The sequence below is a fragment of the Streptomyces sp. NPDC001194 genome, from assembly GCF_042896985.1.
In the GTDB taxonomy this organism is placed as follows: domain Bacteria; phylum Actinomycetota; class Actinomycetes; order Streptomycetales; family Streptomycetaceae; genus Streptomyces.
On record NZ_JBIAXU010000026.1, the window covers coordinates 13,353 to 40,128 of the forward strand.

Here is a 26,776-nt window from a genome sequence, read left to right on the forward strand (position 1 = left end):
ACTGCCCGCGCCGCGCCGCGCCGTGCCCGCCCCGCTTCTCGGGGCGGGCACGGCCTTTCGTGATGGGATGGGACATCGCTGCTTCCACCAGCTCACGGCTCATGGCACACGGAGAGGTCGGGTAGATGTCCCAGGACACCATGCGGGCGATGGCGTACGAGACGTACGGCGGAACGGAGGTGCTCACCGAGACCGAGCTGCCGATGCCCAAGCTGGCCCCCGGCGAGCTCCTCGTCCGGGTCAAGTGCGCCTCGGTCAACCCCGTCGACTGGAAGATCATGGCGGGCGGGCTCGACCCCCTGATGGACGTCGTGTACCCGGTCGTCCCCGGATGGGACGTCGCCGGCACGGTCGAGCGGGTCGGCATCGACACACCCGAGTTCGCGGTCGGCGACGAGGTCATGGCGTACGCCCGCAAGGACTACGTGCACGGCGGGACCTTCGCCGAGTACGTGAGCGTGCCCGTACGGGCCGCCGCCGCCAAGCCCGCCTCGCTGTCCTGGCAGGAGGCGGCCGGCCTGCCGCTGGCCGGACTCACCGCGTACCAGCTGCTCACCCGGCTCGCCACCGGCAAGGACGACGTCGTCCTCATCCACGGGGCCGCGGGCGGCGTTGGCTCCTTCGGCGTGCAAATCGCCCGCGCGCTCGGCGCCCGGGTCATCGGCACCGCCTCCCCGCGCAACCACGACCGGCTGCGCGAACTGGGCTGCGAGCCCGTGGAGTACGGCGAGGGCCTGGTCGACCGGGTGCGCGCGCTCGCCCCCGACGGGGTCACCGTCGTCGCGGACTTCGTCGGCGGTGTCCTCGACGTCACCCAGGCGGTCCTCGCGAAGGGCGGCCGGCACGCCTCCATCGCCGACCCCACGGTGCTCGGCGCGGGCGGCCAGTGGATGTGGGTCCGGCCGGACGCCGAGGGCCTGGCCGAGCTGGCCCGGCTCGCCGACGGCGGCCGGCTCAAGGTCACGGTCGCCAAGACCTTCCCGCTCGCGCAGCTCGCGGAGGCCTTCGAACTCAGCCAGACGGGCCGCACCGCCGGAAAGATCGTCGTGGAGGTCTGACGCCCCTTCGACCCTCCGTCGGCCATCGGCTCCGGGAGACCGGGCCTCCCGGAGCCGATGGCGGCGCGGTCAGGGGAAGGAGACGACCGTGGACGGGGTCGTCGAGGTTCCCGAGGTCGGGGCGCCGGTGGTGTTGATGACGTGCTCGTACTGGCCCTTGCCGCCGAGCGAGACGACGAGCAGGTCGTGGAACTTCACGCCCGGCTTCACGGGTGCCTGGAATCCGTGGTCCTGACGGATGGTCGGGTCCACGTTGTAGTAGCAGTAGCTGCCCAGGCCCCAGCCCTCGTGGACGGTCACCGAGTCGGCCACCTTGTAGGCCGCGTAGCCCTTGGTGGAACCGTTCTGGACCGCCGCCTGGTCGGGTGCGTCGTACGCCTTCTCGTTCTGGTAGAAGACCGTGCGGCCGCGCTCGCCGTTCCACTGGACGTCGTACTTGTTGAAGTGTTCGACGAACAGCCCGGTGGCCAGTACGTCGTCACCGTTCACGCGGAACCCGTAGTCGGCGCGGTTGGTCTCCCAGCCCACCCCGTCTCCGTGGTCGGCCCGCCAGATCCAGGTGTGGTCGACGATCGTGTCGTGGCTGTTGACCACCATGCCGACGTCCGCCCTGCCGGGGCCGGCGCCGCCGACCCGGATGAACACGTCTTGCACGGTCGTCGGGTTGGCGGCGTGGTCCGTGGCCGCGCCGGCCGGGCCGACCTCCAGCAGGCTGGGCGAGGCGACCGGCCCCGCGTCGATCAGGAAACCGGCGAGCCGCACCCCGTCCACATCGGCGACCTTCATCGCGGTCACCCCGTTGTCGGGGACGAGCGTGGCCAGGCCGAGGCCCAGCACGACCGTGTCCGCGCGGTTCACCCGGAGGGTCTGGTCGAGGTGGTAGACGCCGGGGGTGAAGAGCAGGTGCAGGCCCTGGGCCAGCGCCTGGTTCATCGTCGCGGCGGTCGTGCCCGGCTTCACCACGTAGAAGCGGCTGAGCGGGAGCGAGGTGCCCTGCGGCGCGCCGTTGCCCCAGGAGGTGCCGCGCGCGTTCTCGCGCTTGGCCGGGACGAAGACCTTGTACTCGGATCCGTCGAGGTGGAGGAAGGGCTTCTCCCGGGAGACGGGCGTGGTGTCGAGCGTGGTGTACGGCGGGTTGGGGAAGGACTGGGCGGGTGCGCCCTGGACCCCGGAGAAGACCTGGTTCCAGACTCCGTTGCCCCAGCTGCCGATCGAGCTGTCGCGCGTGTACCACTGCTGCTGCGAGTAGTTGCCGACCTGTCCGTCGATCTTCGAGTCGGCGATGTAGCCGCCGGATGCCCAACCGAAGCCGTCCGGAGCGAGGTTGAGACCGCCCTTGATGTGCATCCGTCGGAAGGGAGCGGCCTGGGACACGGCCCACCGGTCGGTGCCGTTGACGGGGTTGAGCGCGAGGTTCTCGGCCGAACGCCAGAAGTTCTGGGTGGCGTTGCCGCCGAACCAGCCCGCGTCGACGGTGACGTCTCCGTTGATGGTGGTGTCGTCGGGGCTGAGGCCCAGACCCGAGACGGCGGTGTAGAAGCCGATCTGGGCGTTGAGGCCGTTGTACGTGCCCGGCTTGAACAGGAACTGGTAGCGGCCGGCGCCGAACTGGGCCGACTCCTGCTGCCGGAACACCTCGTCCAGCCTGCCCTGGACGTTCGGCGTCGAGGGGTCGAAGACGATCACGTTGGGGCCGAGATCGCCGCCGCCGGGGAGGGTGGGGCCGCTCCCGGAAGTGCCGAAGACCTGGAACTCGTACAGCGAGTAGCCCCACTGGGTGGCGCGCTGGGTGCCGTACACGCGGACGTAGCGGGCGGTGCCGGTGACGTCGTGGGTGGCGACGGCGCCGGTGGCCGTGGTCGTGGAGTAGGCGGTGCTCCAGGCGGCGCCGTCGGTGGACAGCTCGATCCGGTAGGCCCTCGCGTACGCGGTCTCCCAGCGCAGTACGACCTGGCTGAGCTGGGCGGGGGCGCCCAGGTCGACCTGGATCCACTGCGGGTCGGCGAACTGGCTGGACCATCGGGTGGCGTTGTCGCCGTCCACGGCGGCCGAGGCGGGTGTGCCGGCGTTCTCCTGGCTGGAGGCGGTGACGGGCCTGCCCTGGGAGAGGAGGACGGGTGCGGCCTGGGCGGCGCCGCCGGGGAGCAGCGCGAGGAGGGCCGCGATCAGGGCGGTGGTGAGCACGGTCGCGGTGAGGCGTGGTGGGTGGTCGGAGAGGCGGGGCATGGGGGGCACTCCTGACGTCTTGGATCCGGGGGATCGAAGCGTGAGTGAACTGCGCCGCCGCGAGGACCGTCAAGGGGTTCAGCGTTCATGAAGTGAAGGCCGCGGGGTGTGTCAACTGGCTTTCAGTGCTGTGAACTTGGGGTTTCTTCAATCCTTGTGAAAAGTGTTGACGAAAAAAAGTGGCAGGGCTCTACTGAGGCTCCTGACCGCTCCGTCCCGCCGCGCCCACCGGGGCCGCCGGGCGGGACGGAGCGGTCGGGGACGTACGGCGACGTTCGGGGAATGACCTCGTCCGCGAGGGCGCGTGCTGCCGTGCGTTCGGTACTTGTCGACCGGGAGCGCCGGTTCAGGAGAGGGACGGGACCGCCCCGCACTCCGCCCAGGTGACCTCTGCGCCCGGGAGGGCCGCCGCCCACGGGGCGCACAGCGCGGCGAGCCGGGCCGCGTCGGGCGGCACGGCGCCGAGACCGATCGCGTACCGGGCCACCGTGCCGCCGCGCTCGAACGGGCGGGGCCAGGCGTGCGCGCCCCCGACGCCTCCGGCCTCCAGGGCGCCGAGCAGGGCGCGCATCCGTCCGCGCATCCGGCCCAGGGCCTCCTCGAACTCCGGGGGAGTGGCGCCCCGTACGGTGACCACCGCCCACGCCGCGTGCCGGCGGTGCAGCGGCGGCGGGCCGGCCTGCGGGGACTCCCACGCCTCGTACAGCTCCCGCCCGAGCAGGTCGCGCAGTGCGGGGCCGACCTGCGGCGTACAGCTGCGCACCGGCTCGGAGGGGGTCAGGACCGTGACCGGGTCGTACGGATCCGGGCGCGGGCTCGGACCGGGGCGCGGGGACGGAGACGCAGACGGGCCGTGCAGGGCGATCGGGTCACGCCAGTCCCAGGCGGCCCAGGTCCCGAAGAACTCCCGGAGCAGGGCCGCGGGGGACGGGTCCACGGCCTCGCGGACCGTGCGTGCCGCCAGCACCGTCCAGGCCAGCCCCGGCAGTCCGCCGAACGGGGCCGAGTCCAGTCCCCGGGCGCGGGCCCACGCCTTGACCTCCCGGGCCAGCCGCGCGAACCGCGCATGCCGCTCGGCGCCGACGAAGTCCCGTACCGCGGCGGCGTCGCTCACCGCGCTCAGCGCGATCGCGGCGGCCTCGCCGAGCTCCGCCCGGCGCTCCACCGCCCGCGCGGGATCGATGGTGCCCGTGGCGACCACCACCAGGTCCACGTCCGCTCCGGAAGCCGTGCGCAGCCGCAGCCCCGGCACGCGCGCGCCGACGACCTCCCGCAGCCGCTCGGCCTCCGGAAGCGCCGCCGCGACCCGGGCCCGTACCTCCGCGATCGCGGCCGTGCCCGGCAGGGCCGCGACCAGGTCGAGGTCCGCCCCGGGCAGGGCGCAGCCCATGCGGCGGGACCCGGCGAGGTGCACCGCGCCGTCGCCCAGCGCCCGCCCGATCCGGGCGGTGAGGGCCTCGGCCTCCCGCGTCGGCGCCGCCGGCCGGGCCTCCGGCTCCGCATCCGGCTCCGGCTCCGGTGCCCAGCGCCAGGTGCCCGTGCCGAGGTCCACCGTCGCCCGGACCCGCATCGGCCCGTCCCCCCGCCGGGACAGCACGGCGAGCTGCCCGACCCGGGCCGAGGTCCCGGCGCCTGCCCCTGCCCCGGTCCCGGCCCTGTCGAGTCGCGCGGCGAACTCCGCCCGCGCCCGCTGCGGGTCCCGGCTGCGGCCCAGCGTCAGGTGCGGGGTGAAGCCCTCGCGCCCCCGGCATCCCGGGAACCGCTCCGCGAGCCCCCGCCGCAGCCGCTGCCACGGCTCTTCACCGGCGGCGGCCGGGTCCAGCCACAGCGTGGCGTCCTCCCGGTGCCCGAAGCTGTGCACCCCGGCCAGCCGGGCCGTGAACGGCGCCGCCTGCGCCGCCACGTCGGCCAGCAGTGGCAGGGCCGCCTCGAACGAGGACTCCGGCACGAAGCCGAACAGCAGGTTCACGTGCGCCGGCCAGCGGCGGGCCGCCGGGTCGTGGGCGCGGCGCAGCTCTTCGACCGCCGGGTCGTGCGGAGGCAGCCAGGCCACCGCCGTCCGCGCGGTCGCCCGTACGTCCAGGGTCGCGGGCCCGTCACTCCGATCGTCGAAGTCCAGCACCGCCTCCACCCCGAAGTGGTCGGAGATGAACAACCCCTCCGGACCGGGGGTGTCCCCGCGCAGACCGGCCTCCCGGACCCGCGCCCCCGCCGAGCGCAGCAGGACCCGGTCCAGCCGGCCGGCCCGCCCCGAGAGGGAACCGACCGCGGCCAGCGGATTGGCCACCGGATCGAAGGTGGGCGTGGTGTCCCGCGTCCCGTGCACTTCGCTCCAGGCGTCCCGCATGCCCAGCGCCGCAGCCGGACCCTGCGGCCCGGAGCGGCCGTCGTTGAAGTCGCCGAGCAGCGCGGCGTCCGCCTCGATGCCGCTCAACCCCTCGGCGATGCGGGCCAGTTCGACACTGCGACGGTCGGCGCCGTGCTCCGTGTGATCGCTCGTCAGGTGGACCGAGGCCACGACGAGCGGGCCGCTCGCGGTGTCCACCGTCACGGCCGCGACCGCCTTGTGCGGCCCCAGCAGGTGCAGCCCCGCCTCCCGCACGGGCAGCCGGCTCAGCACCAGCAGTCCGCTCGCGGCGATGTCCTTGCCGCGCGGATCGGTGCCCACCGTGTACGCGGCGCGCACCCAAGGCTGCGCCAACAGCATCTCGAGCAGGGCCGGTTCGACCTCTTGGAGGGCGATCACGTCGGCGTCGGCGGCCGCCAGGTCGGCCAGCAGCATCGGCCTGCGCCGTGCGGTCTCGATGCGCGGGGCGTCGTACCGGTCCCACAGGGTGTTCCAGGTCAGCAGTCGTACGCGGCCCGGCCCCGGCCCTGACCCGGGGCCGCGGCCCGGTGTCACGGGTCCGGTCCCGGCCGGACGCCAGGCGCCGCCGTCCGCCGGATCCCACGCGTGCGGGGTCCGGGCGGTGAAGAACGGGGCGCGCAGCAGCCGCGGTTCACTGATCCGGCCGGCCTCGGTGGCGTCGATCCGGTCGACGCCGCCCGCCCGGTCCCAGACGAGCTCGCCGTCGGCCTCGACGAACAGCACCCGGTGCCAGGGAATGTCGCCGCCCGGCACGAAGGACGGCAGCGGGACCCGCTTCGGCGGGGCCCCGCGCTGGTGCAGCCCGAACACGAAGCGCGCGGGATCGAAGCGGGGGTCCCAGCGGACCTGGTGGTACAGCTCCTCACTCGTACGCATCAGCCGTCCTCGCCCGCTGCCACTGCCACTTCCACGGCCACTGCCGCACCCGCCGGCGCCGTCCGTGTCGCCGACCGGATGCTCCCCGCCGTGTCCTCCACCGTCCCGCCCGCCCCGATGTACCGGATGCGGTGGGCGGTCCCCGCCCCCGGGTACGGCGGGCTGAACCGGTGCAGCTGGGTGGCCAGTACATCCGCCGGTACGGGATGGGGCCGTACGGCATTGCGCCGGACCAGCTCCGCCTCCTCGACCAGCACCACGGCCTGGGTGACGAGCGCGTCGCGGCGCCGCGCGACCGCACCGGCCAGGCCGCGTTGCTGCTCGGTGAGGGAGGTCGCGTCCCACACCACCGTGCCCCCGGTGTCCGTGGCGGCGGCCAGCGCGGCGTCCAGCCGGTCCAGGCCCTCGCGCAGCACGTCCGCGTTGGCCCGCTGGTCCGCGCGGGAACCCCGGGCGGCGCGCAGATCGTCCAGACCGATGTACGCGGCCACGCCCGGCAGGCTCCGGGCGTACGTGCTCTTCCCGCTGCCCGAGGGGCCGCACAGCTGCACCAGCCGGGGGAAGCGCCCGTCCCGCCACCGCCAGGTCGCGGCCACCGCCTCCTCGGCGGTGGAGACCCCGCCCCGGCCGAACGCCTCCCGGGCCTGTGCCCAGCAGCGGTCCGCCGCATCGGCGCCGAGCTCCCCGAGGGCCTCGCGCAGCCCGGTGCGCAGCGGACCCAGTGGATCGGGGCCGAGGAGCCCCGCCTCCTCCGCGTAGAGCGCGGACCACTCGACGCACTCGCGCGCCTCCGGATCGACCGCGGCCGTCGCCCCCGCCAGCGCGTGCAGCACCCCGAGATCGGCGGCGAGGGCCATCCGGACCAGACCGGCCCGCCGCCCCTCGTCCGGGAACGGCCGCTGCAGGTACGGGTGGAGCCCGACCAGATCGGCCACCCGCCGCGCGAGCGGCATCCCGACCGGCCCCGCCGCCAGCCGCGCCCCGATCAGGGACCGCGGTGCGCGGTGCAGCAGGGCGGCCAGTACGCCGGCCAGCCGGGCCTCGCCCCCCGCGAATGTCGGGCCGTCCCCCGTGACGACCGTCCCGGCTCCGGCGCCCGGCGCGGGTTGCGGTCCGAGCGCGGCCGCCAGCTGCGCCGCATCGGGCTCGGAACCCGAGCGCACCGCCCACAGGGGGGCCCGCGGACCGAGCCCGTTCGGCACGACCTGCGCGTACATCCAGTGCGTGTCGGTCTGTACGTGGCCGCCGCGCACCCACTTGGCTACGTACCGCCCGAAGTCCGCCCGCGCGAAGGAGGCCACCGGCCGTACGACGTACCCCTCCTGCCGCGTGGTGTCGATCCGCAGCCTGCGCAGCGCGCGCTCGTCGAAGACGCCCCGCCAGAGCACGCGCGGGGTGGGCACCCCGAGGCCGTGCAGGAAGCCCACCGTGCGGTCCCAGTCCAGGCACTGCTCGCCGTCCCAGACCGAGAACCCGTAGAACCAGCTGTCGAGGTCCTCGTACAGGAGCGAGTGGCGCGCGTACAGGTTCTCCCCGCACACCCGCCACCCCGCCGGTATGCCGGCGCCGATCCTGCTCTGGAGGCCCTTGACCCAGGCGCGCGAGGGGTGGTGGCCGGAGTCGAGCGAGCGGGCGTGGAGGCCGTCCGCGTACAGGGTGGTGTTCTCCCCGTCGAGCTTCTCGGTGACCACGACCTCGCACCCGGCCGGCCCTCCGAACCCGGCGGCGCGCACATCGTCCGCCGCGGCCCCGGGGGACCAGGGCAGGTGCGGGGTGCGGGGGTAGTGCGTGCGCATGACCGGCTCCTGCGATGACGACGGGGTTCGTCGTCACTCTAGGTATCCGCAGCCGGGTCATCCAATCAATAAGCGGGCCCTCGGGAGTCAGGGCCGACGGCCGGCCCAGGCCACCAGCCGGTCGATGGCCGGGGCGTCGGGGTCCACGGTCACGACCTCGGCGAACGGGATCCGCCCGCCGCGGGTCTCGGCCGGAAGCGCACGGCGTACGACGCCGATCACCCGCTCGATCATGGCCGGGTCCCAGTCCGGGTGCTGGCCGGTCGCCCGCGCCAGGTCCCAGGTGTGCACGGTGAGTTCGTGGGTGTAGACCGCCGCGGCGGCCGCACCCGGCATTTCGCCCATCGGAAGGCGCAGCCGCCGGCCGAGGACGCCCGGGTCCGCCCACACATGCGCGAGCTCGCGCGCCCCCGGCTCCCAGGCCGCCGCCCAGGCACCGTCGGCGAGCTCGTCGGCGAAGGACGGGACGCTGAACGGGTCCTCGCCCTGCCCGATCACCGAGATCCGGCGGACGACGCCGACGAGGTGGCTGGACAGCCGCCGTACGTCGAACTCCTCGCAGGGCGTGGGGGCGTCGTACTGCTCGGGCCGGACGGCGGCGAGCGTACGGCCCGCCAGGTCGACGGCCGCGGCGAGGTCGAGCCGCGGGTCGAAGGGGGCGTCGGTGGTGTCGGTGGTGTCGGTGGAGCCGGTCTCGATGAGCTGCTTGGTCTCGTTCATGTGTTCATCCTGGAAGGAAAAGTGGCCACCTTGTGGCCAGTTTTCCGAGGAGAATGAAACGGAACGGCGACGAAGACGAAGGCGCCGACGGCGACGCGGCAGGAAAGAGGCACATGAGAGCCGACCGGCTGGTGGCGACCCTGCTGTTCCTCCAGGAGCGGGGCCGCGTCACCGTCCCCGAAGTGGCCGCCGAACTGGAGGTGTCCGAGCGCACCGCGCGCCGTGATCTGGAGGCCCTGGCCGCGTCCGGCATCCCCGTCTACTCGCAGCGCGGCCGCGGCGGGGGCTGGTCCCTCGTCGGCGGGGCCCGTACGAACCTCACCGGCCTGACCGCCGACGAGATCCGGGCGCTCTTCCTCGTCACCGGGCCGCTGGCGGCCACCCCCGAACTGCGCACCACCCTGCGCAAGCTGGTCCGCGCCCTGCCGCCCACCCTGCGTGCGGAGGCCGAGGCCGCCACCCGGGCCAAAGTCGTCGACGCCACCGACTGGTCCCGCAACGCCGTCACGGCCGATGCCGCCCACCGCTCGGCGCTCCAGGGCGCCGTCGTCGACGGGATCCGGGTGCGCCTCGGGTACGCGGGCGTCGGCAAACCGGCCGGCGAGCGTACGGTCGACCCGCTCGGACTCGTCGCCAAAGCGGGAGTGGACTACCTGGTCGCCGGTACCGACAAGGGCCTGCGCACCTTCCGGCTGAGCCGGGTCACCTCCGTCGAGCCGACCGGCGAACCCGTCGTCCGGCCGCCCGGCTTCGACCTCGCCGCGGCCTGGCGGACCCTGGCCGGAGCCTTCCAGGACGGCATGTACGCGGTGACCGCGCGGGCCCGCGTCCACCCCGGCACGCTGGCCCTGCTCCAGCGCTTTCTCGCCGGCCGGGTCCGCGTCGGCGGGCCGCTGCCCGACGGCTGGACCGAGGTGTGGGTCGACGGCCCGGCCGCCAAGGCCCTGGCCGGCCACCTGGCCGGGCTGGGGGCGGGGGTCGAGGTCCTGGAGCCGCCGGAGGTACGGCAGTGGCTGGCCCGGCTCGGCGCCGAACTCACGGCGACCTACGCGGGGGAAGCGGGGGAGACGGGGGAGTCGGCGGGCACACCGCACGCACCGCACGCACCGGACGTACCGGATGCACCGGACGCGCCGCCCGCTCAGTAGCCGATGGTGAACCGCCTGCCCGCGTGCGCGTCGCGCTCGATCTCGTCGACGAGGGCCACGGCGTAGTCCTCGGCCGAGATGTGGCTGCCGCCGTCGGCCTCGTCGACGACCAGGTCGTCGAGGGCCAGCCGGTACGTGCCCGTGCGCTCGCCCGGCGCGATCTGCGCGGCGGGGCTCAGGCAGCTCCAGCGCACCTCCTCGACGGGTACGGTGCGCAGGAAGTCCAGCGCCTCCCCGTGGGCGTGCATGAGCGCGCGGACCGGCTCGGGGACGCCCGCACCGTCCCAGACCAGCGGCCCGTCGGGGGTGCGCAGCGAGCCCGCCCCGCCCACGACGATCACCCGGGGGCGGGGCTCGTCCGGGCCGAGCGTACAGACGCCGCCGATCAGGGACTTGGCGGCGGTCACGAGGACGCCAGGGTCCCCGGAGCCCGGGCCGACGGCGCTGACGACCACGTCCCGGCCGGCGGCCGCCTCGGCGACGGAATGCGGGTCGAGGACGTCGCCGCGCACCACCTCGGCGCCGGAATCCTCGAGCTTCGCGGGGTCGCGGACCACCGCGGTGACCTGGTGGCCGCGGTCGAGCGCTTCGCGCAGCACGCGGGCTCCGATGGTGCCGGTCGCGCCGAACAGGGCGATCTTCGCCATGGCGACTCCCTGGGGGGTGGAGGAGGTACGGGTCTCAGGTCGGACCCGCGCCCCATCCAAGCGAACCGGCCCCCCACCACCCGGCAGCCGGGCCGAGTCCACACGGATGATCCGCCTGATCCGTCCCGATCGACACGACCTAGCGGCACAGGGCGACGATGGACGGGGAGACCGTCCCTTTGGCCGCCTCGCACAGGGCGGTCATGTCGTACGTGCGCCCCGGCCCGGGCCGGGGTTTCGACGGTGCGGGCGGGCGCTTGCGGGGTTTGGGCGCCGGGGCGGGGCGTACGGGCCGCAGCGGCCGGGCCGGCGCGCGATCGCCGGCCCGGGGCAGCGGCGGCCGGTCCTGCGCGGGCTGTGCCGCGGCCTGCGCGGGCGGCTCCGGCGCAGGGGCCGACGGGGTCTCCGACGCCGGCAGCCGCCCCAACGGCAGGGCTTCGGCCACCGCTTCCGGGCTGGCGGTCCGGTCCGCGGCCGGAGTCGTACGGGCCGCCGCCGCGGGCCGGTCCGGCCGTACGGTCACGCACCCGGAGGTCAGCGCCACCGCGGCGAGGATCAGGGGCAGGGGCAGAACCACCCGGCGCAACTGCATCCGCCCACCCTGCCGTACGCCGGCCGCTTCCGGCTACGCACCGTCACACACACGGGTGACGGCCCGTCACGCACGAGGGCTACGCGGCCCGGCGGCCCCGGGTGGCCAGGCGGAGGAGGTGTTCCAAGGGGCCACGGTGCAGCGGGCTGTCCGCCCAGTGGCGCTGCCAGGCCCAGGCCGCCGCCGGCGCCACACCCGCGAAGCCGGCCAGCGCACCCCAGGACGCTGCGCCGTGGGCCGGTCCGGCCAGGACCAGGGCGTGCAGGACGTACGCGCTGAGGGCCATCGCCCCGAGCGCGGTCAGCGGCCGCAGCAACCGCGCCCCGGCCCGCTCGCGCGCGGCGAGCGCGAAGAGCCCGATGAGGGCGCAGCCCACCCCCGCGTTGCCGACCGTCTCCAGCGGTGTCTGGCTGTACGGGTCCGCCACCAGCAGCCAGTCCCACGAGGTGCTCGGCACGGCGCCGAACTGCCCCCGCAGGACCTCCCGTACGGGATCGGCCGCCCCCAGGGCCTCCGGATGGCGGGCCGCGATCACGTCGAGCAGCCGTTCCCGGCCGCCGAGCACATGGGTGGCCGCCCAGGCGGCGCCGTACCCCGAGGCGGCCGCGGCCGCGCCCCAGGCCGCCATCCGCCGGGCCACCCGGCCTTCGCGCAGGTCGCACAGCCGGCCGAGGGCCAAACCGACCAAGACGTACGGGAAGTAGGTGGCCAGCGGATACGCGCCGGTGAGCAGCAGCTCGCAGAGCGTCCGGCTCAGCCCCTCCCAGCCTGCCAGGGCGCCGAGTTCGGGGACCGCGCCGCGCCCGGAGTCCTCGTATCCGAACACCGGGCCGAGCAGGAAGGAGAGCAGCGGGCCCGCCGCCACGGAGCCCCCGGCGACGGCGGTGAGCACCGGCGCGGACAGCCGGGTGAAGGGCTCGGCGGCGAGGAAGTAGACGGCGAAGAAGGCCAGGATGACCAGGATCCCCGGCCAGAGGGAGGCCAGCACCAGGCCCAGCCCCGCCAGGATCGCGCAGCGGATCACCAGCGGGCGGTAGCGCCGTGCCCAGCCGGCCGGCTGCTGGTCGGGGGAGCGCCCGCGCTGCGCGAGGGCCAGCGAGAACCCGGCGAGGAGGGTGAACAGCGCCGGTGCCCGTCCGTCGGCCGCGACGATCAGGAACCCGGCGCCCTCGGGTCGCGGGCCCGGGCCGACGTGCACGGCGAACATGCCGAGGACCGCCAGCCCGCGGACGGCGTCGACGGCGGCGAGCCGCCCACCGCCGCCCGCCCCGGTGCCCGTTCCCGCAGCGGGCGCCCCCGTCATCCGCACGTGACGCTGTCGCGGGGGGCGGCCAAGTCGGACCCGCCGGCGCCCGCGTCCGTACGGGGGGCTCGTCGCATCCCTCTGTCTCTCCTCGATGGTCCGGCAGGGTTTGGGGTGGGTCCGGGGGAGGTCCGGGGCATGCCCGGTGACGTGGTCGGACCGGCGGTTTTCATGCCGCCAGTCCGCGAGGCGAACGTATCAACGAGGAAGTAACAAGGTAATAAGGAGGTATAGGGATGGCAAAGCGGCGGTCAGTGGTCGGAGTGCCGCGACGGCGTAACCCCCGGACCGTCAGGGCTGTTGCACAGGCCGAGCGTCCCCCACGGTGAACGGAGTGCCGATGCCGCAGCTGACCGACGAGGCCTTGACCGAAGACGAGGGCGACGGGCCGGGGACGTGGATGACCCCGCAGGAGTACGGGGCTTCGCGGGCCGCGCTCTGGACCGGGGCCGTCGTCCTGGTCACCGACACCGAGGGCCGGGTCCTGGTGCAGAGCGTCGACTACCGCCCCGACCGGCTGCTGCCCGGCGGCGCCGTGGACGCGGGCGAGGCCCCGGCCGCCGCCGCGGCCCGGGAAGTGCGGGAGGAACTCGGCGTGGACGGCCGCTACCCGCGCGGACTCGCGGTGGACTGGATCCCGGCCGACACCCCCGGCATCCCGCCCGAGATGGGCTTTCCGGGGGAGATCCTGCACGTGTACGACGGCGGCACGTGGACCCCGGACCGGATCGCCGGGATCCGCCTCCCGGCGCAGGAGATCACCGGCATCCACTTCGCCGAACCGGCCGACCTGCCCGCCCTGATGGACCCCGGCGACGCCCGTCGCGCCCTGTCGGCGCTGTGCGCCCGCATCAACGGCGGCGGCCCGGCCCTGCTGGAGGACGGCCACCCCACCCTGCCGACCGCCCTGGACCGGCTCGGAGTCCTGCGCGCCCGCCGCACCCCGCTCCACGGCACCTGGCACCCCGGCCCGGTACCGGCGGGCCTGCCCGTACGGGACCCCGCGGCCTGGCTGTTCGCACCCGACGGCCGGGTCCTGCTCCTGGCCTGCCGCGCCACCGGCGCCGTACGCCTGCCGCCCCCGACGGCGGACTCCGCCCCGCTCGGCTACCGCCACGCCGACGGGGCGGCCCATCCCCGGACGGCGGCCCGCCTGACCGCACCGGCCCCGGCCGCGGACCCGGCGTACGCGCGCCTGCTGGCCACCCCGGAGCAGGTCCGCGAGCTCGCGGACTGGGGCCCGGCCGGCCACTGCGAACTCGCCGCGGTCCACGAGGCCCGCACCCGCCTGCGCATCCCGCCCCCGCCGCGCACGCCCCTCACCGAGCTCCCCGAGGCGGGCCCCGGCGGCTGACCGCGCCGCGGCCGGGCCGTGCCCGTGTCGGGCACGCCGCCCCGCCGAACGGAGGTACGGCTCGGCTGCGATCATGTGCGTGTGCCGACCACGGAATCCGGAGCGTAGCCATGGGGCTTGAACATCACCGCGTCGTCATCACCGCCGGCGGGCGGGACTTCGGGCGGACCCTCGCCCTTCGCTTCGCCGCCCGGGGCGCGGAGGTCCACCTCTGCGCGCGGACCCTCGAAGCGGCCGCACGCGTCCGCGACGAGATCCTCGCGCAGGGCCACGGGGCCGACCGGGTCCACGCGTACGCGTGCGACCTCGCGGACCCCGCCTCCGTAAGGGAGTTCGCGGCCGCGGTGGCGGCCCGCACCGACCGCGTCGACGTGCTCCTCAACAACGGCTCCCGCTACCAGCACGGCCCGGACCTGCTCTCCGCCTCCGACGAGGACGTGGCCGACACCCTGGCCTCCGGCGCCACCGGTACCGTCCTCGTCACCAAGGCCTTCCTCCCGCTGCTCCTGAACTCCGACAAGCCCGACATCGTGACGATGGTCTCCGGCTGCGGCGAGAGCGGCAACCACCGCTCCGATGCGCACGACGCCTTCTACGCCGCCAAATCCGCCCAGGCCGGATTCACCGGGATCCTCTCGCGCCGGCTGCGCGAACACGGTGTCCGCGTCATCTCCCTGTACCCGCCGGACTTCGACAACCACGACCCGCTGTCCCCGGAATGGGAGGGCGCCCCGCGCACGGCGAAGGACCCGCTGACCGCACAGTCGCTGGTGGAGTGCATCTTCTTCGCCGTCGGCCAGCCCCGGGACTGCTTCATCAAGTCCTTCCACTTCGAGCAGGTCTGACGGGCATGGGACGCACGCCCGACGCACTCGGGGAGATCCTGGCCGCGGCGGCCGCCGGGCGGTATCCGCCGGCCGACGGCGGGACGACGGTGGTGCCCCAGCCGGGTCCGCGGGATGCGGGCGTCATCGCCTTCACCGCGCACTCGGTCGTCTTCACCGACGAGGACCCGCGGTGGGTGCGCTCCGTCCTCGCCGGCCTCGCATGCGACGCGCTGGCCGCGACCATGCACCCCCGGTTCCTCGCCGCCCTGCTGGACCGCACCGGCCGCACCACCGACACCGTCGACCTGCTCACCGTCGCCGGCCCGCTGCCCGGCGACCCGCCGCTGGAGCTGCGCGAGGTCGACGACCCCGGCCACCCCCGGGTGCGCCGGGCCCTGCGCCGCCGGGACGGCGTACGGGTCTGGGCCGCCGACGGCGGAGTGCTCGTACTCGGCCGCGGTGTCGCGGGCCGCTGGGAGACGGCGATCGAGGTGGAAGAGGGGGTCCGCCACCGGGGTCTGGGCCGGGATCTGGCCCGAGCCGCCCGCCACCTCGTCCCCGACGGGGAGCCGGTCTGGTCCCAGCAGGCCGCGGGCAACGCCCGCAGCATCCGGGCGTTCCAGGCCGCCGGGTTCCGCCCGGTCGGCTCGGAGGCCCTGCTGCTGGCGCCCCCGGGCTGAGGCACCCCTGGGCGCCGGGGGTTCACCGGGGTCGTGTGGAATGGGTACATGGGGAGAAGCGAGAACCACATACGGGCCGAGGCCACGGCCACCGCGCCCGAGCACTGGCGCTACGCCCGCCACCTCGAGGCCCTTGCCGCCGCGGCCCTCGGGGCGGGCGAGGCGGAGGCCGTGGCCGCCGTACTGCGCGATCGCGACCCGGTGATGGCCGAGAGCGCGGTGGTCACCCACCTCGACCGCCGCGCCGCCCAACTGCTGGCCGACGCAGCCTTCCCCGGCTGGGCCCGCGCCATGGGCACCGCGATCGGCGCCCGCGCCTTCCCGGCCCGCAGGCTGCGCGAATGGACCCTGCTCAAGGCCATCGCCGACGGGGAGCCGTGGTCCGCGGCCGAGCTCACCGCCGCCTCCGACTGGTGCCAGCGCACCGCCGCCCAGTCGCTGAGCTCCGACGAGGCTCTCGACCAGCTCGCCGCCACGGCCCGCACCCACCGCGTGCGCAGCGCCGCCGCCGCGCGCCTGCGCCGGCGGAACGCCACGGGCTGAGTCCGGATGTGAGCGCGGCGTAAGCGCCGAGGGGCCACGGCGGGCTTCCCGGCAGGAAGCCCGCCGGGAACAAAGGGTCAATCCCCAGTAAGACGGAAGATCGGCGACCGCGGTTCTATCCGCTTCGCACAGAGTCTCGTCACACGGCCGTTCGGGGGTTTAAAGTCGGCCTACCTGGCCGGGTATCAGCGTTGATTCCGATGCCGTTCCACTGGAGGCTGCTCTCCGTGTCGCACGTTTCCCAAGCTCCCGTCACCACCCCCGACGGCGAGCCGGCCCCGCCCGCACCCACCGCGTACGAGCAGGTCAACGGTTGGTTCTCGGGCTATGACCAGGTGCTCTTCGACTGGTTCCTGACCCGCCGCAGCGGCGCGGAGGAGAAGCCGGGCGATCTTCTCGAGCTCGGTGCGTTCATGGGGAAGAGCGCGATCTTCCTCGGGGGATACCTGGGGGAGGGCGAGGAGTTCACGGTCTGTGACCTGTTCGACTCGCCCGCGCCGGACGACTCCAATCTCGCCGAGATGCAGGACTCGTACCCCACGCTCACCCGCCGCGGCTTCGAGACGAACTACCTGGCCTTCCGCGAGGAGCTCCCCACGATCATCCAGGCGCCGACCTTCGTCGTCGCCGACCGGGTGCGCCCGGCCAGCTGCCGGTTCATCCACATCGACGCCTCGCACCTCTACGAGCACGTCGTCCAGGACATAGCCTCCTCGCGCGTCGTGGCGGCCCCGGGGGCGGTCGTCGTCTTCGACGACTACCGCTCCGAGCACTGCCCCGGCGTCGCCGCCGCGGTCTGGGCGGCGGTCGCCACCGGCGAGCTGCACCTCATCTGCGTCTCCGGCTCGAAGCTGTACGCGACCTGGGACGACGCGGCGCCCTACCAGGCGGATCTGCTCACCTGGCTGGAGGGCCGCGCGGACCTGTGGCACGGGGTCGACCTGGTGTCGGGCCAGTCCCTGGTCCGCATCGGTGACGAGGGGGCCGTCCCGCCGGCGCCGCCGAAGCCGCTGCGTCCGGCGCCCGAGCCCGTCGCGGCGCCCGTGCCGCCGCCGGGGCACCAGCCCGGACCCCGCCCGCGGGCCGGCACCACCTGGCGCAGGCTGGCCAAGGACCTGCTCCCGCCCGTGCTCACCCGCGCGATCGTGGCCTGGCGGCGCCGCCGCCGCGGCTGACCGCGACGCGGCCCGCCCGCGGACACGCGTACGGTGCCGGTCCCCGCATCGGGGGCCGGCACCGTTCACGTCGGGGCGGCATCGGACCGCGAGCGTCAGCCGCCCTTGCGCACCCGGGCCGCGCGCCGCGCCTCGGCCAGCTTGCGCGCCTCCGAGGTCTTGCGGGACTCCTTGCCCGCCCCCGGGCGGCCCGGACGCGTGCCGATCCCGCGGAAGCCGAGGTCCGTGCCCGAGGGGCGGCCCTTCGCGTCCGTCGGCTCGGCGCCCGCCAGCGGCACCCCGGACGGGGCCTTGGCGCCGGTGATCCGGCTCAGCGCGGCCTCGCCGGAGCGGACCTGGGTGATGGTCGGCCGGATCTTGGCCTCGGCCATCAGCCGGACCATGTCCCGGCGCTGGTTCGGGGTGACCAGGGTGACGACCTTGCCGGACTCGCCCGCGCGGGCGGTGCGGCCGCCCCGGTGCAGGTAGTCCTTGTGGTCGGCCGGCGGGTCCACGTTCACGACGAGGTCCAGGTCGTCGATGTGGATGCCGCGCGCGGCGACGTTCGTCGCGACGAGGACCGCCACGGCCCCCGTCTTGAACTGTGCGAGCGTGCGCGTGCGCTGCGGCTGCGACTTGCCGCTGTGCAGCCCTTCCGCCCGTACGCCCATGGCCCGCAGGTGCTTCACGAACTGGTCCACGCCGTGCTTGGTGTCCAGGAACATCAGCACCCGGCCCTCGCGCGCCGCGATCTCGGTGGCGGCCGAGTACTTGTCCGCCGCGTGGATGTGCAGCACGTGGTGGTCCATCGTGCTCACCGAGGCCGCCGACGGGTCCACGGTGTGGGAGACCGGGTCCTTCAGGTAGCTGCGCACGAGCTGGTCCACATTGCGGTCCAGGGTGGCCGAGAACAGCATCCGCTGACCGGCGTGGTGCACCTGGTCCAGGATCTCGGTGACCTGCGGCATGAAGCCCATGTCGCACATCTGGTCGGCCTCGTCGAGGACGGTGATCTTCACCCGCTCCAGGTGGACGTCGCGCCGCCCGATCAGGTCGCTCAGGCGCCCGGGAGTGGCCACGACGACCTCGGCGCCGGTGCGCAGCGAGCTCACCTGCCTGCCGATCGACAGCCCGCCGACCACGGTGGCCATCCGCAGGTCCAGGGCCTGGGCGTACGGCGTCAGCGCCTCGGTCACCTGCTGCGCCAGCTCGCGCGTCGGTACGAGGACCAGGGCGAGCGGGCGCTTGGGGTCGGCCTTGAGGCCGGCGGTGCGCGCCAGCAGGGCCAGGCCGAAGGCCAGGGTCTTGCCGGAGCCCGTCCGGCCGCGGCCGAGGATGTCCCGGCCGGCCAGGGAGTTGGGGAGCGTCGCCGCCTGGATCGGGAACGGCTGCGTCACCCCCAGGTCGGTCATCGTCTTCACCAGCTCACGGGGCAGGTCGAGCTCGGAGAAGGCCTCCACCGGCGGCAGTGCCGGCTCGACCGTCTTCGGCATCGCGAACTCGCCCCGCAGCGGGGCCGTCCGGGGGGTCTTGCCGCCCGACTTCGCACCGCCCTTGGGGCCTGCCTTGGCTCCGGCCTTGATGCCGAAGCGCCCGTGAACCGACGGGTTCTTCATGCAGAACCTTCCGTGAGACGTGAAAAGTCGAATTTTACCATCGGGGCGGCGGCGCCACGGGGCCGCTGCGGTGCCACGGGCCTTGCGGTGCCGGGGCCCCGCAGCGCCGGGGGCGCTACGGCGCCGCCGGGCCGAGCCGTCCGCTCCGTACCTCGGCGAGATGGGCGGTCATCTCGACCGTCGCCCGCGCGAACCAGTCGGCGATGACGGCGGTCTCGTCGGGGGAGTACTGCGCGAACACCGCGCCGAGCCGGGCGTAGAAGGGCTCGTACACGGCGAAGACGCGCGCGGCGGCCGCCGGGTCGGCCACCACGCGCACCCGGCGCCGGTCCGCGGGATCCGGCTGCCGGCGGGCGTATCCGGCCCGCTCGAGGCGGTTGAGCACCCCGGTCACGGCCCCGGTGGTCAGGTTCGTGAGCTCCGCGAGGTCCCCGGCGCCCAGCGGGGAGTCCCCGGCGCCCAGGATGTGGCCCAGGCAGGTCAGGTCGGTGACGTTCAGCCCCAGCAGCTGCGCGATTTCCTGCTGGCCGATGAGGCCCAGCGCGACGTACCGGTCCATGCGCGACAGCGCCTCCTGGGCCGTGGCCGCGGGGCGGGACTTGCCCTGCACGCAGATACTCCTTAGTGTCTAAGTAACTTAGCTCGTGAGATGCTTATCTTGTTCACTAAGGCATCTCGCCTTTCGAGCCTACTGCCGCCCGTCCGTCTGGGGAGAATCATGAGCGCGCACGGAGACGTCGACATGGGTCACACGGTCGCCGGCTGGACCGGCACCGTCTTGGCCCTGCTGGGCTGTACCGGAGCCGGAGCGGCCCTGTGCGCCGCCTGGACCCCGGGCATCTGGCTCGGCCTCGGCCTCGTCGTGGTGGCCGGAGTCGTCACCTGGGCCCTGCACCTCGCCGGCTGGGGCAAGCCCGGCGGCCCCCGCCCCCGCGCCGAGTGGGACTGGCGCACCCGGGACACCGCCGCGCGGACCGGGCACGCGAACTGCCTGGGCTGCCGGGCCGGCGGGCCGCGCCGGGCCGCGGCGGCGCGCCGGCCCCGGCCCGCCGAATTGGCCGGTCAGGAGTTCGAAGCCGCCCCGATCGGCCGCGCCTGAGGTGTGCTCGGTGTGACGTGTGGGCAGGATGGAACCGGCTGCACCACACGTGCGGCCCGCGTGGAACGTTGAGAAGGATCAGTACTGATGGCAACAGGCACCGTGAAGTGGTTCAACTCGGAGAAGGGGTTCGGCTTCATCCAGCAGGACGACGGCGGCCCCGACGTGTTCGTGCACTTCTCCGCCATCCAGACCACCGGCTTCAAGGAGCTGGCGGAAGGCGCGTCGGTCGAGTTCGACGTCACTCAGGGGCCCAAGGGTCCGCAGGCGGAAAACGTGGTCCCTCTTCGGTGAAGCCGCTGTGACGCCACTTCACGAGCCCAGCCCGTGACATGAGCCCCGCCGGTCGGTCCGGCGGGGCTCATGGCCGTCACGGGGCGGACGCGGGGGCGGGAGGCGGGGAGCCCGCGCGGTGCAGGGCCAGCAGCAGCGGCCAGAGGTGGTCCGCCAGCTCGGCCGGGGAGCCCGGGACGCTGTCGTGCAGCCAGTCGGCGAGGATCCCGGTGAAGGTGGCGGCCACCGCCGAGGCGACCAGGTCGGCGTGCGGGGCGCCGGCCGCCGTGCGCTCGTCGCGGGCCCGGGCGCGCAGCTCGCGGTGGAGCCGCTCGCCGAGCGGGCCGCCGCCGCCCGGCAGGAGCAGGGTGCGGTACAGGGCCCCGTGCGCGGCGGCGTCGGTGAGGAAGCCGGCCAGCGCGGCCGGGGGCCGGGCCGGGGCCCGCGCCCCGGGCTCCGTCTGCCAGGCGTGCAGGGCGTCGACCGCCGCGTGCACCACGTCGGCGCAGGCGTCGACGGCCAGCGCCGGGAGGTCCTCGTAGTGCAGGTAGAACGTGGCGCGGCCCACCCCTGCCCGGCGGACCACCGCCGAGACGCTGACCTCCCCGAGCGGCCGGTCCGCGCACTCGGCGAGGAGGCCCTCGCGCAGCCGGGCCTTGGTGCGGGCGGTGCGCGGGTCCTCGGGGCTCATGCGTTCTCCAGGCTCATCGGCCCCTGAGCTTATGCGGTCCTCGCGCCCGGACCCGCGCGGTCCGCGGGCCCGCCGGGTCCCGGACCCGCGGGCGCCCGGCTCACGCGGCCAGCAGCGCCGCGCCCAGGGCGAGGGCGCCGGGCAGGGCCTGGGCGGCGAGGATGCGGCGGTTGGCGGTCACGCCCCCGTACAGTCCGGCGACGATCACGCAGACGAGGAAGAAGACCTGCGTGGCGAGCGAGTCGATGACCAGCGACCAGATCAGGCCGGCGGCCAGGAAGCCGTTGTAGAGGCCCTGGTTGGCGGCGAGCGGCGCGGTGCGGCGGGCGAGGTCCTCGTCGAAGCCCGACAGGGCCCGGCCGGGCGTCCGCTGCCACAGGAACATCTCCAGGACCAGGAAGTACGCGTGCAGCGCGGCGACGACGCCTATGAGGATCTGAGCGACCGTGTGCACGGCCACCTCCGTTTCGCGGGCTGCCGGGGCAGCGTCGAGGGGGCTACTTCCTGGACAACTGTACAGGAAGTAGCCGTCCGGTCCACAGGTGGCGCGCGGCTAGGCTGACCGCATGACTGTGCTCGTGTACGAAGACTTCGGAACCGGACGCCATCGCGAGGCCTCCCTGATCCGCCACGCCCTGGGCAGCGCCCACGACGAGGAGCTGATCGCGGGCCTGGCCGGCGGGATCGGCTTCATGTACTTCGTGTTCGAGTACGCCGGCCGGCCGCCCATCGCGACGATCGTCGCGCAGGCCCACCCCGAGCCCTGGGTGCAGGTCGCGCTGCGGCGCCTGCACATCCCCTACGACGCCACGCGCTCCACCAAACCCCGCTGGGGCCGGGTGCGCGCCGCGCTCGACGGCGGCCAGCCCGCCTTCTGCGTCGTCGACCGGTCGTCGCTGCCCTGGCACGAGGCCGACCCCGACGCCGAGATGATCGGCGCCGACCCGTACACCGTCGTCATCGCCGGATACGACGGCGACGACCTGCTGATCGAGGACGGGGCCGAGACCCCCTACCGGATCGACCGCGAGGAGTTCGGCGCGGCCTGGACCGCGCACCGCAAGGGCCGCCACCAGCTCATCGTGCCCACCGGGCCGGCCGAGGGCGAGCCGGACGTCGAGGGGGCCGTCGCCGCGACCGTCACGCGCCTCACCGGGCCGGTGCTCGGCAACCAGTTCGACGTCAACTTCGGCTTCTCCGGCATGGAGAAGCTGGCCGCGCAGCTGCGCGACCGGACCACGAAGACGGGCTGGGAGCGGCGGTTCGCCGGCCCGGAGGCCTTCCGGGCGGGCACCGGGCGGCTGTACGCCTGCCTCGAGGAGGAGTGGACCGCTCCCGGCGCCACCCGGCCGCTGTACGCCGACTTCCTCGACCTCGCCGGACGGCCGGAGGCGGCCGCGCTCCTGCGGGATTCCGCCGGGCACTGGTCGCGGCTGGCGGACCTGGCCCGTACGGCCGAGCCGGACTCCGACGCCGCCGCGCGGCGGGCCCTGTTCGACGCGTGCGCCGAACTCGTGGACCGCTCGCTGGAGCTGGAGCGCCGGGCCGTGGCCCTGCTCTGAGCCGTACGGGCTCCCGTCGACCCGCTGCTCCCGGTGGCGCGCTCACTCCTCCCTGATGCTGATGGCGGCGACCGGGCAGGCGCGGGCGGCCTCGCGGAGCAGCGGGCTGCCGTTGCCGTCCTCCCGGCCCGGGAGCACCTGGCTGAAGCCGTCGTCGTCCTGGGTGAACACGTCCGGCGCGGTCAGGGCGCACTGTCCGGCGCCGATGCAGATGTCCGTCTTGATGTCGATGCGCTGTGGCGACATGTTCCTCACCATGCCACGGGGAGTTCGACCATGCCCTGAATGGTGTCGCCGGGTCGGAACGGGATCCGGTCCGGCTCGGCCGCCAGCCGGAGCCCGGGCAGCCGCGCGAACAGCGTCCCCAGGGCGATCTCCATCTCGGCGCGCGCCAGGTTCTGCCCGAGGCACTGGTGGACGCCGAAGCCGAACGCGACGTGGTGCCGGGCCGAGCGGTGCCAGTCCAGCGCGTCCGGCTGCTCGAACACGGCCGCGTCCCGGTTGATGACCGAGGTGGAGAAGATCACCCCGTCGTCCGGACGGATCGTCACCCCGCCGATCTCGATGTCCTCGACGGCCACCCGCAGCATTCCGTCGGCGATGGACAGGAAGCGCATCAGCTCCTCGACGGCCACCGAGACGAGTGCCGGGTCCTCGCGCAGCTCGGCCAGCTGCTCGGGGTGGTTCAGCAGGGTGAACGTACCGAGCGAGATCATGTTCGCCGTGGTCTCGTGGCCCGCGATCAGCAGGATCGCCGCCAGGGAGACCAGCTCCTCGACATCGGTCTCGCCGGTCTCCAGGCGGGTCGCGACGAGCTCGTCGAGCAGCCCGTCGCCCGGCTCGGTCCGCTTGCGCTCGATCAGATCGGCGAGGTAGCCGTTGATCTGGTCCCGCGCGGCCTCCACATCGGCGAGTTCGGGGCCGCGCAGGAGACGTCGGGACGCCCCCTCGAAGAACTCGTGGTCCTCGTAGGGGACTCCGAGCAGGGCGCAGATGACCATCGAGGGGACCGGCAGGGCGAAGTCGCTGACGAGTTCGGCCGACGGGCCCCTGGCGACCATCTCGTCGATCAGCCGGTCCACCGTCTCCTGGATGGCGGGCCGCAGGGCCGCGGTCCGTTTCAGGGTGAAGCTCGGGATGAGCATGCGGCGCTGGACGTTGTGCTCGGGGTCGTCGACGCCGAGCAGGGCCGTACGGCGGTTCGTGAGCCCCTTGAACCGCTTCGTGGGAGAGGGGAAGGCCGCATTGTTCCGGTCGGCGGAGAGCCGCCCGTCGGAGAGCAGGGCGCGCGCCTCGGCGTGCCCGGTGACCACCCAGACCGAGCGGCCGTCGAAGAGGGTGACGCGCGAGAGCGGCCGGCTCTGGCGCAGGGGGTCGTATGCGGCCGGCGGGTGGTAGGGGCAGGTTCGGTCCTGGGGAAAGGCAACGGTCTCTGACATGCAGCACCTCGTAGGCATGGTTCCGTGGGTCCGTCTCGCCGGAATCCATTACATGCCCAAGGCACCTATCTGACCTATGCCACTTTCGGCCAGATAGCCCACTTTGGCCCGTCCGGCCCCGCGGCCGCCGGAACGCTCAGAGGTGGGCGTCCAGGAAGGCCCGGAGCTCGGCGCGGCTCATCGCCCCGCCGTGGCTCGCCACGGCCTCCCCGCCCTTGAGGAGGACGACCGTGGGGGCGCCGGTCACGGCGAAACGCCTGGTCGGATCGGGGCAGCGGGTCATGTCGGCGCGGACGGCCGTCAGGCGCGCGCCGTACTCCTCGGCCACTTCGGACACGAGCGCGTCCATCGCCCGGCAGGCCTCGAGGGCCTTGGGCCAGGTCCCGATGAAGTAGGCGAGAACCGGCCCCTCGGTCATGCCGAGGATGAAGTCGAACTCCTGGTTCTCCAGCGGCTGGTGTACCCGGCGTGCCATGGGCGGTGCTCCTGCTCCGTGTGACGGGTGATGCGTGGGCGGGCCCCCATCATCGCCGCCGCGTCCGCCGCGCCCGAATTCCCGTCCGGATCGGGTGTTTGCATCAAGGGGCCGGGCTGTTTGCCGGGGATTGCGCACGGGGCTTTCGGCCGATGCTCCAGGGCGGTTTTCACGGGGTGGGGCAGATGCGGGACTTCATGGATGTTGCGCACGGCATTTTCGCCGCAAGAGGGATGATCGCCTTGCATCTGCGAGGTGGCTGATCGGCGTGTCGGGAGGGGTCGTCCATGGAACGTCACGGGAATCTCCGCAGAGCGGGCCTCGCGCTCGCGGCGGGCGCGCTGGTGCTCACGGGCTGCGGGACGTCGGCCGACGGCAAGGACGACAAGGACGCGAGGACGGGAGCGGCGGCCTCCGCTCCCACTTCCGCCACGGCTCCGGCCGGCGCCTCCGCGCAGGCCTCCGCCGCACCGCTGAAGCCCGGCGAGGTGCGGGTCGGCGGCGAGGTCGGCAAGCCCTACACCCTCACCCTCGCCGACCTGCGCAAGCTGCCCCAGAGCTCGGCGCCGGTGAAGTTCACCAGCGCCAAGGGCGACCAGGAGCACACGTACGCGGGCGTTCCCCTGTACGAGGTGCTGAAGACGGCGGAGCCGCGCTTCGACCGGAGCAAGAAGAACGGCCGACTGCGCGGGATGGTCGCGGCGACCGGGGGCGGCGACTACCGCGCCGTCTTCGCCTGGGCCGAACTCGACCCCGAGTTCGCCAAGAGCCGGATCCTGCTCGCGGTCTCCGAGGACGGCGTGCCGTTCGACGACGCGGCCGGACCGCGGCTTGTCGTCCCGCAGGACACCAAGGGCGGCCGGTACGTGTCCGAGCTGAACCAGTTGTGGGTCGGGGTCGTCGACCCGGTGGTCGACGGGGCGAAGTGACGGTGGCGGCCGATGAGCCGGGCGGGAGCGGTCCGTCCGGCGGCCGGTCCCTGGTCGCCCGCCGGGCCCTGCTCGGGGCCGGGGGCCTGGCCGCCCTGGCCGCGGGCGGCGCCGTACCGGCCACGTCCGGGGCCGGCGCCCGGACCGGGGAGCGGCGGCCGCCCGCCGTGATCCCCTTCCACGGCCCGCACCAGGCCGGGATCCTGACCAGGCGCCAGCCGTACGCGCACCTCGCCGCACTGGACCTCGTGCCCGGCACCGACCGGGCCCGGGCGGCCGCCCTGCTGCGCGCCTGGACCGAGGCGGCGGCCCGGACGAGCCGAGGCGAACCGCCGGCCGCGACCGGCGCGGATGCGGCTGCCGGGGTCGGGGAGAGCGCGAGTGCGGGTGCCGGTGCGGTGTCCGCGGCCGACGGTGACACCGGCGTCGCCCTCGACGCCGGGCCCGCCTCGCTCACCGTCACCTTCGGCTTCGGGGCGGGCCTCTTCGACCGGCTCGGACTCGCCGCGGTCCGGCCGCCGGCCCTCGCCCCGCTGCCCGCCTTCACGGACGACCGGCTCGATCCGGCCCGCTCCGGCGGGGACCTGTTCGTACAGATCGGCGCCGACGACCCCTTCGTCGCGGTGCACGCGCTGCGCGTCCTGCAGCGCCTGGCCCGGGGCGCGGCGCGGACCCGCTGGGTGATGTCCGGCTTCACCCGGCCGCCCGGAGCCCCGGCTTCCGCCGCGGCCGCGTCCGGCACCCACCGGAACCTGATGGGCCAGCTCGACGGCACCGCCAACCCGGCCCCGGCCGAGGACCCCGCCCAGCGGGCCCGGATCCTGGTCACCGGCCTGGACGCGCCACCCTGGCTGGCCGGGGGCTCGTACGTGGTCGTGCGCCGGATCCGGATGCTCCTCGACACCTGGGAGGGGCTGCCCGTCCACCACCGCGAGGAGGCCGTGGGGCGGCGCGTGGCCGACGGGGCCCCGCTGACCGGCGGCACCGAGCGCACCCCGGCGGACCTGGACGCCGCCCGGGCGGACGGGATCCCGGTCATCGCGACCAACGCCCACATCCGGCTGGCCGCGCCGGGCGGCAAGCGGCAACGCCGGCGCGACGATGCTGAGGCGAGGCTGGTCGTACTACGACGGCCTGCGCCCCGACGGCACTCCGGACGCGGGGCTGCTCTTCGTCGCCTGGCAGGCGGATCCCCGTACGGGCTTCGTCCCCGTCCAGCAGCGGCTCTCCCGGGGCGACGCCCTCGCGCGGTACACGGAGCACGAGGCCTCCGCCCTCTTCGCCGTGGCGGGCGGCACCGCGCCGGGGGAGTACGTGGGGCAGGGGCTGCTCGAAGGCTGAAGAGGAGGTGCGCAAAGCCCCGCCGGCCCCGCGGCTTTGCGGACCACCCGCGACCGGCG

At 74.6% G+C, this 26,776-nt stretch carries 25 protein-coding genes and 1 pseudogene; 12 read left to right on the forward strand and 14 right to left on the reverse strand.

Annotated elements, in window-relative coordinates:
- Positions 1-140: 140 nt before the first annotated feature.
- The gene (locus tag ACFY1T_RS33195; protein WP_390791531.1) at positions 141-1,058 is read left to right on the forward strand and encodes an NADP-dependent oxidoreductase; all 918 of its coding nucleotides are present in this window, start codon (positions 141-143) and stop codon (positions 1,056-1,058) included.
- Between the two features lie 69 nt (positions 1,059-1,127).
- Here the strand turns inward: ACFY1T_RS33195 and ACFY1T_RS33200 are convergent, their stop codons facing one another.
- The 4 genes from ACFY1T_RS33200 to ACFY1T_RS33215 form a co-directional block, all read right to left on the reverse strand.
- A complete protein-coding gene (locus ACFY1T_RS33200; protein WP_390791482.1) occupies positions 1,128-3,284 on the reverse strand; it encodes a discoidin domain-containing protein in 2,157 nt (718 codons plus the stop codon).
- Positions 3,285-3,630: 346 nt separating this feature from the next.
- Positions 3,631-6,528, reverse strand: a complete 2,898-nt coding sequence (locus ACFY1T_RS33205) for a poly(A) polymerase (protein WP_390791483.1) — start codon at positions 6,526-6,528, stop codon at positions 3,631-3,633.
- Positions 6,528-8,324: an RNA ligase family protein gene (locus tag ACFY1T_RS33210; RefSeq protein WP_390791484.1), complete on the reverse strand. Its 1,797-nt coding sequence runs from the start codon at positions 8,322-8,324 to the stop codon at positions 6,528-6,530. Before ACFY1T_RS33210 ends, ACFY1T_RS33205 begins: the two co-directional genes overlap by 1 nt.
- Positions 8,325-8,411: 87 nt before the next feature.
- Entirely contained in the window at positions 8,412-9,044 is a 633-nt protein-coding gene (locus ACFY1T_RS33215; RefSeq protein ID WP_390791485.1) for a TIGR03086 family metal-binding protein, read from the reverse strand.
- A 113-nt stretch (positions 9,045-9,157) separates the two neighbouring features.
- On the opposite strand from ACFY1T_RS33215, the gene ACFY1T_RS33220 reads away from it, so the two are divergent.
- Positions 9,158-10,192 (forward strand): helix-turn-helix transcriptional regulator, encoded by a 1,035-nt coding sequence (locus ACFY1T_RS33220; protein WP_390791486.1) that lies wholly within the window; start codon positions 9,158-9,160, stop codon positions 10,190-10,192.
- Here ACFY1T_RS33220 and ACFY1T_RS33225 read toward each other — a convergent pair.
- From ACFY1T_RS33225 to ACFY1T_RS33235, 3 genes are all read right to left on the reverse strand, one after another.
- Complete coding sequence (locus tag ACFY1T_RS33225) at positions 10,186-10,839, reverse strand: NAD(P)-dependent oxidoreductase (RefSeq protein ID WP_390791487.1); 654 nt, start codon at positions 10,837-10,839, stop codon at positions 10,186-10,188. The two genes, ACFY1T_RS33220 and ACFY1T_RS33225, sit on opposite strands and share 7 nt — an antisense overlap.
- 139 nt (positions 10,840-10,978) lie before the next feature.
- Entirely contained in the window at positions 10,979-11,431 is a 453-nt protein-coding gene (locus tag ACFY1T_RS33230; protein ID WP_390791488.1) for a hypothetical protein, read from the reverse strand.
- A gap of 79 nt (positions 11,432-11,510) precedes the next feature.
- Positions 11,511-12,734, reverse strand: coding sequence for a DUF418 domain-containing protein (locus ACFY1T_RS33235; protein WP_390791489.1), 1,224 nt, complete (start codon positions 12,732-12,734; stop codon positions 11,511-11,513).
- A gap of 340 nt (positions 12,735-13,074) precedes the next feature.
- Here ACFY1T_RS33235 and ACFY1T_RS33240 point away from each other — a divergent pair, with 340 nt between their 5' ends.
- The 5 genes from ACFY1T_RS33240 (at position 13,075) to ACFY1T_RS33260 (ending at position 17,313) form a co-directional block, all read left to right on the forward strand.
- Positions 13,075-14,088 carry an NUDIX domain-containing protein gene (locus ACFY1T_RS33240; RefSeq protein WP_390791490.1) on the forward strand — a complete coding sequence of 338 codons (1,014 nt, stop codon included), beginning with the start codon at positions 13,075-13,077 and terminating at the stop codon, positions 14,086-14,088.
- Positions 14,089-14,198: 110 nt separating this feature from the next.
- On the forward strand, positions 14,199-14,933 hold the full coding sequence (locus ACFY1T_RS33245) for an SDR family oxidoreductase (protein ID WP_390791491.1): 735 nt from the start codon (positions 14,199-14,201) through the stop codon (positions 14,931-14,933).
- Between the two features lie 5 nt (positions 14,934-14,938).
- Positions 14,939-15,595, forward strand: coding sequence for a GNAT family N-acetyltransferase (locus ACFY1T_RS33250; RefSeq protein ID WP_390791492.1), 657 nt, complete (start codon positions 14,939-14,941; stop codon positions 15,593-15,595).
- A gap of 48 nt (positions 15,596-15,643) precedes the next feature.
- Positions 15,644-16,138 carry a hypothetical protein gene (locus ACFY1T_RS33255; protein ID WP_390791493.1) on the forward strand — a complete coding sequence of 165 codons (495 nt, stop codon included), beginning with the start codon at positions 15,644-15,646 and terminating at the stop codon, positions 16,136-16,138.
- 227 nt (positions 16,139-16,365) lie between these two features.
- On the forward strand, positions 16,366-17,313 hold the full coding sequence (locus ACFY1T_RS33260; RefSeq protein ID WP_030864896.1) for a class I SAM-dependent methyltransferase: 948 nt from the start codon (positions 16,366-16,368) through the stop codon (positions 17,311-17,313).
- A 95-nt stretch (positions 17,314-17,408) separates the two neighbouring features.
- Here the strand turns inward: ACFY1T_RS33260 and ACFY1T_RS33265 are convergent, their stop codons facing one another.
- Positions 17,409-18,908, reverse strand: coding sequence for a DEAD/DEAH box helicase (locus ACFY1T_RS33265; RefSeq protein ID WP_390791494.1), 1,500 nt, complete (start codon positions 18,906-18,908; stop codon positions 17,409-17,411).
- 115 nt (positions 18,909-19,023) lie between these two features.
- Complete coding sequence (locus ACFY1T_RS33270; protein ID WP_390791495.1) at positions 19,024-19,518, reverse strand: MarR family transcriptional regulator; 495 nt, start codon at positions 19,516-19,518, stop codon at positions 19,024-19,026.
- A 108-nt stretch (positions 19,519-19,626) separates the two neighbouring features.
- Between ACFY1T_RS33270 and ACFY1T_RS33275 the strand changes: the two genes are divergently transcribed.
- Together ACFY1T_RS33275 and ACFY1T_RS33280 are read left to right on the forward strand one after the other, a co-directional pair.
- Positions 19,627-20,007 (forward strand): HGxxPAAW family protein, encoded by a 381-nt coding sequence (locus ACFY1T_RS33275; RefSeq protein WP_390791496.1) that lies wholly within the window; start codon positions 19,627-19,629, stop codon positions 20,005-20,007.
- A gap of 87 nt (positions 20,008-20,094) precedes the next feature.
- Positions 20,095-20,301 (forward strand): cold-shock protein, encoded by a 207-nt coding sequence (locus ACFY1T_RS33280; RefSeq protein WP_030864884.1) that lies wholly within the window; start codon positions 20,095-20,097, stop codon positions 20,299-20,301.
- 76 nt (positions 20,302-20,377) lie between these two features.
- Here ACFY1T_RS33280 and ACFY1T_RS33285 read toward each other — a convergent pair whose 3' ends face one another.
- Both ACFY1T_RS33285 and ACFY1T_RS33290 read right to left on the reverse strand, forming a co-directional pair.
- Complete coding sequence (locus tag ACFY1T_RS33285) at positions 20,378-20,971, reverse strand: TetR/AcrR family transcriptional regulator (protein WP_390791497.1); 594 nt, start codon at positions 20,969-20,971, stop codon at positions 20,378-20,380.
- A gap of 100 nt (positions 20,972-21,071) precedes the next feature.
- Complete coding sequence (locus ACFY1T_RS33290; protein WP_390791498.1) at positions 21,072-21,425, reverse strand: DUF1304 domain-containing protein; 354 nt, start codon at positions 21,423-21,425, stop codon at positions 21,072-21,074.
- Between the two features lie 112 nt (positions 21,426-21,537).
- Here ACFY1T_RS33290 and ACFY1T_RS33295 point away from each other — a divergent pair, with 112 nt between their 5' ends.
- The gene (locus tag ACFY1T_RS33295; RefSeq protein WP_390791499.1) at positions 21,538-22,533 is read left to right on the forward strand and encodes a BtrH N-terminal domain-containing protein; all 996 of its coding nucleotides are present in this window, start codon (positions 21,538-21,540) and stop codon (positions 22,531-22,533) included.
- 42 nt (positions 22,534-22,575) lie between these two features.
- Here ACFY1T_RS33295 and ACFY1T_RS33300 read toward each other — a convergent pair whose 3' ends face one another.
- The 3 genes from ACFY1T_RS33300 to ACFY1T_RS33310 form a co-directional block, all read right to left on the reverse strand.
- Positions 22,576-22,779 (reverse strand): ferredoxin, encoded by a 204-nt coding sequence (locus ACFY1T_RS33300; protein WP_099894249.1) that lies wholly within the window; start codon positions 22,777-22,779, stop codon positions 22,576-22,578.
- A gap of 5 nt (positions 22,780-22,784) precedes the next feature.
- Positions 22,785-23,972: a cytochrome P450 gene (locus ACFY1T_RS33305; protein WP_390791500.1), complete on the reverse strand. Its 1,188-nt coding sequence runs from the start codon at positions 23,970-23,972 to the stop codon at positions 22,785-22,787.
- 136 nt (positions 23,973-24,108) lie between these two features.
- Positions 24,109-24,447 (reverse strand): thioredoxin family protein, encoded by a 339-nt coding sequence (locus ACFY1T_RS33310; protein ID WP_384705698.1) that lies wholly within the window; start codon positions 24,445-24,447, stop codon positions 24,109-24,111.
- A gap of 287 nt (positions 24,448-24,734) precedes the next feature.
- Here ACFY1T_RS33310 and ACFY1T_RS33315 point away from each other — a divergent pair, with 287 nt between their 5' ends.
- Both ACFY1T_RS33315 and ACFY1T_RS33320 read left to right on the forward strand, forming a co-directional pair.
- The gene (locus tag ACFY1T_RS33315; protein WP_390791501.1) at positions 24,735-25,376 is read left to right on the forward strand and encodes a molybdopterin-dependent oxidoreductase; all 642 of its coding nucleotides are present in this window, start codon (positions 24,735-24,737) and stop codon (positions 25,374-25,376) included.
- Positions 25,373-26,717 (forward strand): annotated as a pseudogene (locus ACFY1T_RS33320) (Dyp-type peroxidase). Before ACFY1T_RS33315 ends, ACFY1T_RS33320 begins: the two are co-directional and overlap by 4 nt.
- Positions 26,718-26,776 lie beyond the last annotated feature (59 nt).